This is a genomic window from Cupriavidus phytohabitans, from assembly GCF_017815025.1.
Taxonomy (GTDB): Bacteria; Pseudomonadota; Gammaproteobacteria; order Burkholderiales; family Burkholderiaceae; genus Cupriavidus.
Map to the genome: position 1 here is coordinate 176,574 of NZ_JAGIQB010000007.1, position 8,930 is coordinate 185,503.

7 protein-coding genes and 1 pseudogene are annotated in these 8,930 nt (G+C 58.9%); 3 read left to right on the forward strand and 5 right to left on the reverse strand.

The window, feature by feature from the left end:
* The 4 genes and pseudogenes from J8I34_RS07250 to J8I34_RS07265 form a co-directional block, all read right to left on the reverse strand.
* Window positions 1-507, reverse strand: a complete 507-nt coding sequence (locus tag J8I34_RS07250) for a hypothetical protein (protein WP_209768159.1) — start codon at window positions 505-507, stop codon at window positions 1-3.
* Between the two features lie 16 nt (window positions 508-523).
* Window positions 524-970, reverse strand: a complete 447-nt coding sequence (locus J8I34_RS07255; protein WP_209805710.1) for a hypothetical protein — start codon at window positions 968-970, stop codon at window positions 524-526.
* A 237-nt stretch (window positions 971-1,207) separates the two neighbouring features.
* Window positions 1,208-2,419: an NO-inducible flavohemoprotein gene (gene hmpA / locus J8I34_RS07260; protein ID WP_209805711.1), complete on the reverse strand. Its 1,212-nt coding sequence runs from the start codon at window positions 2,417-2,419 to the stop codon at window positions 1,208-1,210.
* 157 nt (window positions 2,420-2,576) lie between these two features.
* Window positions 2,577-2,774: pseudogene (locus J8I34_RS07265) on the reverse strand (cyclic pyranopterin monophosphate synthase MoaC); the annotation flags it as partial.
* Between the two features lie 1,260 nt (window positions 2,775-4,034).
* On the opposite strand from J8I34_RS07265, the gene J8I34_RS07270 reads away from it, so the two are divergent.
* The 3 genes from J8I34_RS07270 to J8I34_RS07280 all read left to right on the forward strand — a co-directional run bounded on the left by J8I34_RS07270 (window position 4,035) and on the right by J8I34_RS07280 (window position 8,487).
* Window positions 4,035-5,063 carry an ADP-ribosylglycohydrolase family protein gene (locus J8I34_RS07270; protein WP_245175807.1) on the forward strand — a complete coding sequence of 343 codons (1,029 nt, stop codon included), beginning with the start codon at window positions 4,035-4,037 and terminating at the stop codon, window positions 5,061-5,063.
* 134 nt (window positions 5,064-5,197) lie between these two features.
* A complete protein-coding gene (locus J8I34_RS07275; protein WP_209805713.1) occupies window positions 5,198-6,451 on the forward strand; it encodes an SIR2 family NAD-dependent protein deacylase in 1,254 nt (417 codons plus the stop codon).
* Window positions 6,448-8,487, forward strand: coding sequence for a helicase HerA domain-containing protein (locus J8I34_RS07280; RefSeq protein ID WP_209805714.1), 2,040 nt, complete (start codon window positions 6,448-6,450; stop codon window positions 8,485-8,487). The genes J8I34_RS07275 and J8I34_RS07280 overlap by 4 nt, the downstream gene beginning before the upstream one ends.
* An 83-nt stretch (window positions 8,488-8,570) precedes the next feature.
* On the opposite strand, the gene J8I34_RS07285 is transcribed toward J8I34_RS07280, so the two are convergent.
* A complete protein-coding gene (locus J8I34_RS07285; RefSeq protein ID WP_209805715.1) occupies window positions 8,571-8,840 on the reverse strand; it encodes a type ISP restriction/modification enzyme in 270 nt (89 codons plus the stop codon).
* Window positions 8,841-8,930 lie beyond the last annotated feature (90 nt).

Here is an 8,930-nt window from a genome sequence, read left to right on the forward strand (position 1 = left end):
CTAGTAGTAGGGCACGTAGTAGGCCGGCGGGGGCGGCGCATAGTAGTACCGCGGTGCCGGCGCGGGAGCTGCGGCGACCCGTCCCGGTACCGGCACGCGGTTGCCGCTGGCGTACATGCACTGCACATAGGCGGCGTCGTATTGCCGCTGCGTGCCATAACCCGCGTACTGCGCGTTGCCCGCGCCTACCGCGGCGCCCGTCAGCAGGCCCAGGCCGGCGCCGACCGCTGCGCCCGATCCGCCATCGAACGCCGCACCAGCCGCCGCTCCCAGCGCGGTGCCTACCACCGCACTGCCTACGGCCGCGTTGTTGGCGGCCTGCGAGGAACTCACGCCGCCGACCTGCCCGAGGGCGAACTGGCGGCAGTTGTAGTCGTCGGCGCGGAACTGGTCGAAGCTCTTGCCGGTGCCCGGCAGCGCCATCACGCTCGGGCCCGAAGGCATCACGACGCAGGCGCCGAGGGTCAGGGTGGCCACGGCGAGCGTGGCGCGGGTCAGGACTCGCATGCTTTGCTCCACGCTGTCAATAGTTGGCCGGCGGCTGGGCCGGCACGCGTTGCCAGCCGCCCGGGCAGGATTGCACGTAGGGATAGTAGCCTTCCGGCTGGTTGCAGTGATACCACCAGCCCTGGTCCTGCGGCACTGCCCGCTCGGGCCCCGGCGCCGGCACTGGCCCGTTGGGCCCCTGCTCGATGTATTGAGGTGGCTCGACCGGCACGGTGGCGGCCGGAGCCGGGTAGTAATATGGGGCAGGGTAGGCAGGGTAGTAATACGGGTAGCCGCCGAACACGATGCTGGGGCCGAAATAGAAGCCCACGCCGACACGCGTCTTGATCATGCCGCCGCGCGTGTCTGCGTCATGCCAAGCTGCATTGTGGATGTCGGCCCGCCCTGCAAGGGCGGCGCCGCTCGCGGCCGTGGCCGCCAGTGCCAGTGCCAGTGCCAGCTGGCAGAGCTTGCGCCCGTTCATGGTATTCACCTTTCCCCCGCGTGGCCGCAAGGCTCGCCGCGGGCAGAGGCAGCCGGCCGCGAAATGCGCCGGCCCGCAATCGTATTGAATACCAAATTGTCGTGCGCAGGCGCCATGGCGGCGCATGTGGAAATGCGGCGTTGCCTTTATTACCGAGGAACGACAGACCGGTAAGACGCCGTGGCCTGGCGCGACACAACAAGTCCGTCGTCCCCGGATGCGCCAATGCGCGCCGGCCTATTCGGCAAACAGGTCCGGACCAAACACCTCGTAATGAATGCGCGCTTCATGGACACCAAGATTCTTCAGTGCATCATGCTGCATTCGCATGAAGGGAATCGGGCCGCAGATGTAGTAATCGGCGTCGGGCAGCAGAATCGATTTTTCGATCAGCTTGACGTCGACCAGCCCCGCGTAATCGTAGTCGCGCCCTTGCACGTCCTCCGGCAGGGGCTGGTCATAGAAAACGATGAGCTCGAAGTTCTCATAGGTCTTCGCCGCCTCGCGCAGCTTGTCTCGCATGGCATGCACTGCACTATTGCGGGCGCCATGGGTGAAAACGACTTTCCGCGGCGGCGCTTGCAGTGCGGTCTTGAGCATGCTGATCATGGGCGTCAGCCCCACGCCGCCGCTGATCAGCACAATGGGCGTCCTGGCGTTGACGTCGATATGGAAACTCCCATACGGCGTGGCCAGCTTTACCTCATCGCCGACATTGACGTGATCGTGCAGCAGATTGGAAACATAGCCAGGAGGCTGGGTGCCGCCGCCTTCCCGCTTGACCGAGATCCGATAGCTGCGCCCGTTCGGCATGTCGGAAAGGCTGTATTGGCGGATCTGCTGCAGGCCTAGTGCGGGCACATTGACTGCAACGCTGGTGTATTGGCCGGGCTTGAAGTTCGCCACCGGCTGGCCGTCGGCCGGTTCAAGGACGAAGGAGGTGATCACGCCGCTCTCCGGGCGCTTCTCGCGCACGACAAAGGACCGCCACCCGGTCCAGCCACCGGCCTGCTCGGCCGAACCTTCGTAAAGCGCGCTCTCCATGCCCATCAGCACATCGGCGAGGTTGCCATAGGCTTGCGCCCACGCGGAGATGATTTCCTCGGTCGCTGCGCTGCCCAGGACTTCCTTGATGGCCGCCAGCAAATGCTCGCCGACGATCGGATACTGCTCCGGTTTGACGCCCAGGCTCGCGTGCTTGTTGGCAATGTTGTTCAGCACGGCCATCAGGCTGCCCGGGTCTTCGATATTCTCCGCATATGCGTAGACCGCCCGCGCCAGTGCCTGCTGCTGCTCGCCCCGTTCCTGATGCGCCATGTTGAACACATTCTTCAGTTCGGGATGCGCTTCGAACATGCGCTTATAGAAGCACTTGATAATGTCGTAGCCGTGTTGCGCCAGTACCGGCGCGGTGGCTTTCACGATGTCCTTCGTCTTCTGTGTCAGCATTGCCTCTCTCCTTTGGCAAGGTGATGGGAGCCAGGCGATGACATTGTGCCCATACGGGCGCGATGCGCGTTTCCCGGCTGCCCAGAGCAATGTCTAGTCTAGGTGCCGTGATTGCCGTTTGGTGCGTGCCGTTCCTCGGGCGGTGCAGCGAGGCCGATCACTGCCCTGCGGCCGCCACCCAGTCGCCCGACTTGCCGCCGTGCTTCTCCAGCAGCTTCACATTCCCGATCACCATGCCCCGGTCCACCGCCTTGCACATGTCGTAGATGGTCAGCAGCGCGACTTGCACGCCGGTCAGCGCCTCCATCTCCACGCCGGTCTGGCCGCGCGTTTCAGTGCGGACGGTGCAGGTAATAGGGGCGGAGCAATCACTAACTTATAACGGAAGTTCAAGCCTTCGATCTTGATCAATCCGGTTGATCAAGTGGGGCGGCGTTGGAGCAAGAGTGGAGCAAGTGGAGCAGAAATGGAGCACCATTCATCGCACCAAACACCATCCATAAGTTTACGGGATGGCATTGCAATTTGCGATAGCTGTCTGTCGGCCAGACCGCCGCCACAGTTGATCGCTGGTGTTCAATTGATGCCCTGACCGGTCTCGATGGTCGCGGCGGGGCGTGCAATGCAGATCGGTCCAACATTTCCCCAATGGTTATCACAGTCGTACGACAGTAAGCCGGTTCACGTCCTCGTCATTGGAGACCGCCTATGTCACGTCCCGGTAGGAAGCGGAGGAGCGACGAATTGCTACCACGTTGGGGCGAGATCAAACGGATTCGCGCCAGCCTGAGTATTCGCGCTGACAAACCTCGATCATTGCCGCCAGAACGGGTGACCATGCTCACCATACACATCGAGGGTGAACTCACCGCACCGATAGCAGGAACTTCGCAGTTTTCCATCATGGCCTATGTCAATGCGAACCCGGTCGTTGGTCAGAGGGAAGTGCCATCGATTGGCGCAGTCGTTGGCATCAAGCCGGTCGTACAGGGCGTTATCGACCTATCCCCAAGTGAATTTCAGTCTCTGCTAACGATGGCGTCTACCGGAATGCTTCGATCATGTTATCTTTGCATCACAAAGCCTCGTTACCGTTCAGCCCGGATTGTCACTGCCGACTTCAATTCGAGGACGGTGGACGAGCTTGACGAATAGCTGATACCCATTGAGGTACAAGTCGGCCAATAACGAGCATTGCAACGGTCACCACCGCTACAGTCGATGACTGTGATCCATCATCGCGCCAGCCATAGGGCAATGGTCACTAGCAATACAGACCGGTCCAACAATTGCAGTGCAGACAGTAAACCTGATTGCGGCGTGAACCGTTGTGCATGTCCCCAATGGTTGTCACAGTGGCAGCACAGTGTTCTGGCAACCATTAGTGGGTACTGGTCCCGCCAACACCATGCCACTGCCAACACTGTCGGTACTGGTACTGTCGGCGCCATTGGTATCAGTGGGGTACCAATGGACAAGCCGAACAGTCCCGCACTACTACAGTCGCTGACCATTGCACTGCCAATGGTTGCCAGCAATGGTAGTGCGCACGGTACAGTGGACGCGGACGCCGCTACCACACAGGACCAATGGCCCCACAGTTAGGAGGACGCATTTGACGATAGAGAACAATGGATTCGCAGGACTGTTGCCGGGCCATGCGTCCAATGCAGCAATCGGCGGACTGGTCGGCCTACTGATCGGCGATTCGGTCGGCGTGCCATATGAATTCCACACGCCTGACCGGTTGCCAAAGCGTGCGCTGATCGAGATGGTCCCACCGGTTGACTTCCCTCGTGCGCATAGTGGGGTGCCGCCCGGAACGTGGTCCGATGATGGTGCCCAAGCCCTGTGCCTGCTTGCCAGCCTGATGGACTGCGGAAGACTTTCACTGACCGACTTCGCGGACCGATTGGTGCAATGGCTGGACGATGGCTATATGGCAGTGGACGGCTATGTCTTTGACGTTGGCAACCAGACCGGTGAAGCCTTGGGCTATCTGCGCGAAGGTGTGTCGCCGCAGGAAACCGGTGGTACATCCGAGAGGGACAACGGAAATGGGAGTTTGATGCGTGTCCTTCCGCTGGCGCTATGGCATACCGGTAGCGACGAAGCATTGGTCAAAGACGCACATCTACAGTCCCTGCCGACCCATGCCCATCCCCGATCACTGGTCGCCTGTGCGTTCTACTGTCTGGTCGCAAGGGGATACCTGCGCCAGCTTGCCGATCCGTGGGATTGGGCGGACCGCCGTCTTGACGAGATTTACCAAGACTGGCCCGGTGAACGAGAGCGGAAGGCGTTCCTGCGCGAACTGGATGTCCTGCGCAGCTTCCCGAAGACCGACAAGCCACATGGGACAGGCTACGTGCTGGACACCATCTGGTCAGCACGTCAGGCGCTGCAAGAAGATTCGTTCGAAGAAGTGGTCAAGACCGCCATCCTCTTCGGCCATGACACAGACACGACTGCTGCTGTCGCGGGCGGGCTGGCTGGCGTCCGGTTCGGCCTTGACTGCATTCCGACAAGATGGTTGGAGCAGTTGAGAGGATTTGAGTTGCTCACCCCAATCCTCTCCCAATTCCAAAAATCCGTGGGCACCCAGCGGATGAGGGGGTGGATGGTACGTGGCGGTCGGTCATAATCAGTGCCCGGTTGTCTGCTGCTGCTGTTCGTCGGCGAACCTATCTATCTGTAGAATCGAGCGCAAGAGGTATACGTCTGCAAGCCAGTAGCTTGCGCTCAACGATTAAGAATGAACAGGGCGAGAGAAGGACGATGACGGTCAGTATCCACAACCCAGACCAATATATGGCAAGCCTGCGGCAGATCATCGCTCAGGGTCGAAAACGGATCGGCCTACTGGTCGGCGCCGGTGCGCCAGCAGGTATTTTCCCACCGGGAAGCGACAAACCACTGATTCCGGCTGTCGCTGGGTTGACTGACATGGTGATTGCGGCTCTGAACCCTGAATTTGGGAAGACGCTGGAAGCCGTAATTGCCGAGATCGAGAACCCTAACATCGAAACAATTCTGTCACGTGTTCGCAGCTTAGCGGGAGTGATAGGTAAGGCCAAGGTGCATGATCTCGATGGGGAGGGATACCGGAACCTCAGCGAAGCAATTTGCGGCCAGATTGGCACGATTGTAAATAGACCGCTGCATGATGGCCCGTCGCCCTACACCGAATTCGTAACTTGGATCAGTGGCACGGGGCGTGAGCATCCGGTTGAGATTTTCACGACGAACTATGACCTGCTATTTGAACAGGCATTCGAGCGTGCCCGTGTTCCGTACTTTGATGGATTCGCCGGTGCAAATGAGCCTTTCTTTGACCCCTCGTCCGTCGCGAATAACGATTTACCCGCACGCTGGACCCGACTGTGGAAACTCCATGGGTCGCTCGGTTGGGCCGCTAATGCGAGAGGGGAGGTCATTCGTGTAGGGAATGGCCAGGCCACCCACTTGGTATTCCCTGAACACCTGAAGTATGACCAAACGCAGAAGGCGCCCTATGCGGCATTGTTCGACCGCTTGCGTGCCTTCTTGATGACGCCGGACACCCTGCTAATTGCTACTGGGTTCTCTTTTGCCGATGCTCACATCTCGGCGCGGATCGATGAATGCCTGTCGGCCAACCCATCGGCAAGTGTGTTTGCCTTTCAGTTCAAGCCCCTTGACCAAGAAACTCATGCCCGGGACATTGCCGGACGCCGCCCAAACATGAGCTTGTATGCCCCGGATAAGGCCGTAATCAATGGCATTTCTGCACCTTGGATGCCAGGCGACTTGCCGACACGTGACTGGGGGGCTATCCGTGCAAGCTACTGGGCCATCGACGAAAAAAGTGGTGCGGCACAGTTCCAACTGGGCAGATTCGACCGGCTAGCTCGTTTTTTTGCTTCTTCACGGGCCGCGCAGCATTTTCCTGCTCCTGCTCAGACTTCCGAAGTCGAGACCCTTGCAAGCCCTGTGTTTTCAGACGGCGCCGATACTTCAGTGGTAGCTGCACCTGCGGAAGGCGCAGCATGAACTCGAAGCCTACACTCGTGGGTCATGTTGGCGCAGTCACCGGGGCCGCGATTAGTGTACGGCAGTCGCCAACGGTAGCTTCTGGCATCGCGGTTATCGGTGGCAAAAGCTATCGTATCGGCCAAGTTGGGAGCTTCGTGCGCATTCCTCAGGGCTACCACGATCTCTATGGCATCGTGGCTGAGGTCGGCGCGAGCGCCGCACCTACATCAGCGTCTGGGGCAGCCGACAGTGGTGATCGATGGATGACCATTCAGCTAGTTGGTGAGATCGTCGGTGCTTCGTTCGAACGAGGCATTAGCCAGTATCCGAACGTTAAGGACGAAGTCCACCTTGTTACCGAAGAGGACCTCGCGGTCATTTATGGAACGCAGGACGGTGGGCAGGTAATGATCGGGAGATTGGCGAGCGCCGAAGGGATTCCGGTCAGGATTGATCTCAACAAACTGGTCACCCGCCACAGTGCCGTACTGGGTTCCACTGGCGCGGGGAAGTCTACTGCTGTTGCCAGTCTACTTCGCTCAATAGCCTCCGGTGGTGCTGGGGAGAATGCGGGTTTTCCCAGTGCGAGAATCCTGCTACTCGACATCCATGGTGAGTATGGTCACGCATTACGCTCAGTATCGACTGTCTTCCGAGTCAACGCGGGTGCAGACGAGCAACCCCTCCATATCCCATTCTGGGCACTTGATCCGGCTGATTTGCTGACGTTCCTGATGGGAAAGCTGGACGACAAGCAACTGTCCCAGATTTTGGACCGAATCTTCGACTACAAGACTGCTGTAGTGAACAACTCGTCGATTGCAGGTCTGGACCCGAACTCGATGACCGTTGACAGCCCTGTTCCGTATAGTCTCAACAAACTCTGGTTCGAACTGCTGGACCCAGAGATAAAGACTTGGGCTGATCAGCCTCGCACCGTCCCGGCGCTGGACGTGCCTGGTGATGCTGCGACATTAAAGCCACCTCGTTACAAACCGCACGGCGCAGGCGCCACACCTCCATTCATCAACCAAATCGGCGTCCTCGGAATTCGCCGCCCTTTGGATCAGATGCGCTCCCGAATGCTAGATCGGCAGTATGACTTTCTACTACACCCGGGCGACTGGGAGCCAAGTCTAAGCGGCGCTTCACAGAAGGACCTACCCGACCTGCTTCAAGCGTGGCTGGGACACGACAAGCCCATCACCATCCTCGACCTGTCTGGCATTCCCAGCACGGTCGTCGCCCGACTTATCGGTGCGATTCTAAATATCCTCTATGAAGGACTGTTTTGGGCACGTGCAAAGAGCGAAGGTGGTATAGCTAGACCGTTGCTCGTTGTAATGGAGGAGGCACACCGCTATCTGTCCAAGGAATCAGATGGTCCGGCACGAGCTATGGTCCAGCGCATCGCAAAGGAAGGCCGTAAGTTCGGCATCGGGGCAATGGTTGTAAGTCAACGCCCTTCAGAAGTTGACGAAACAATCCTTTCCCAGTGCGGCACCTTTGTGACACTGCGCCTCTCGAACGCCGCCGATAGGGCAAAGGTGCAGGCGTCACTGCCTGACAATTTAGCCGGTGTGGCTGATAGCTTGCCGGTGCTGCGCGTCGGCGAGGCGATTATTACAGGCGAAGCGGCCCGACTTCCGATTCGTTGTCGCATTACGTTGCCTGACGAGAAACACCGTCCGAATAGCGAGGACCCAGCCGTCGCGAATTGTTGGCAGCGTGATCGGCTACCGGAAGACTACCAGCGCGTTGCAGCATCTTGGCGTGCCCAGAATCCCACCTGGACTACGGTGCGTGCAATTCGGACCCCCCTTTCACCAGAGGAGATAGAGAAGATGGAGCGAGAAACGGTAGAGTCGTCAACAGTCTTGTCAATCGGATACGAGCCCACCACTGGCACGCTGGAAATCGAATTCAAAACCGGACGGCTGTATCAGTATTACAACGTTCCAGAACCGATCTACCAACAGTTCCTGGAATCAGACTCAAAGGGGAAGTTTCTTCACGCCTACATCAAACCGGCGTACCCATACTCACAAGTGTGATTCGGCCAGCATCGATCTCGATGAATGTGAGACGGTCACCCAAGTCGCTGCTTGGGAATGACCGTCTCAGGTACCCATGTGAATCAGGCGGTCATTAGCGACGGTACTGGCGACTGCCACGATTTACTTCCTGACTGGGGCGACTGCTGAATATCGAGACGCGGCAGTGACCGGACAATCTTCATCGTTTCCAAACTGACCGTCACCACGCGTTGGAACAGTTCAAGCGGGTAACGTGGGTCGCCCATAGTCTCGACGGCCCAATCGTTGGCGTCGTTGACGATGCCGCTGTCCTTGTCAGTCTTCACGCACTGGCGTTCCACGACCCAATCAAGCGCCGGTTTGCCGTTCACCACGTATTCATAGTGCGTATTCCGGTGAATGTGACCGCCGATTCCGGCATCGTGACCAGTGATTCCGTTTTATCGTGACCGCTGTGTCCC

Bases quoted from the DNA above. Each gene is read 5' to 3' on its own strand.
- J8I34_RS07250 (WP_209768159.1), bottom strand. From the start codon at position 507: ATGCGAGTCCTGACCCGCGCCACGCTCGCCGTGGCCACCCTGACCCTC.
- J8I34_RS07255 (WP_209805710.1), bottom strand. From the start codon at position 970: ATGAACGGGCGCAAGCTCTGCCAGCTGGCACTGGCACTGGCACTGGCG.
- hmpA (WP_209805711.1), bottom strand. From the start codon at position 2,419: ATGCTGACACAGAAGACGAAGGACATCGTGAAAGCCACCGCGCCGGTA.
- J8I34_RS07275 (WP_209805713.1), top strand. From the start codon at position 5,198: ATGACGGTCAGTATCCACAACCCAGACCAATATATGGCAAGCCTGCGG.
- J8I34_RS07280 (WP_209805714.1), top strand. From the start codon at position 6,448: ATGAACTCGAAGCCTACACTCGTGGGTCATGTTGGCGCAGTCACCGGG.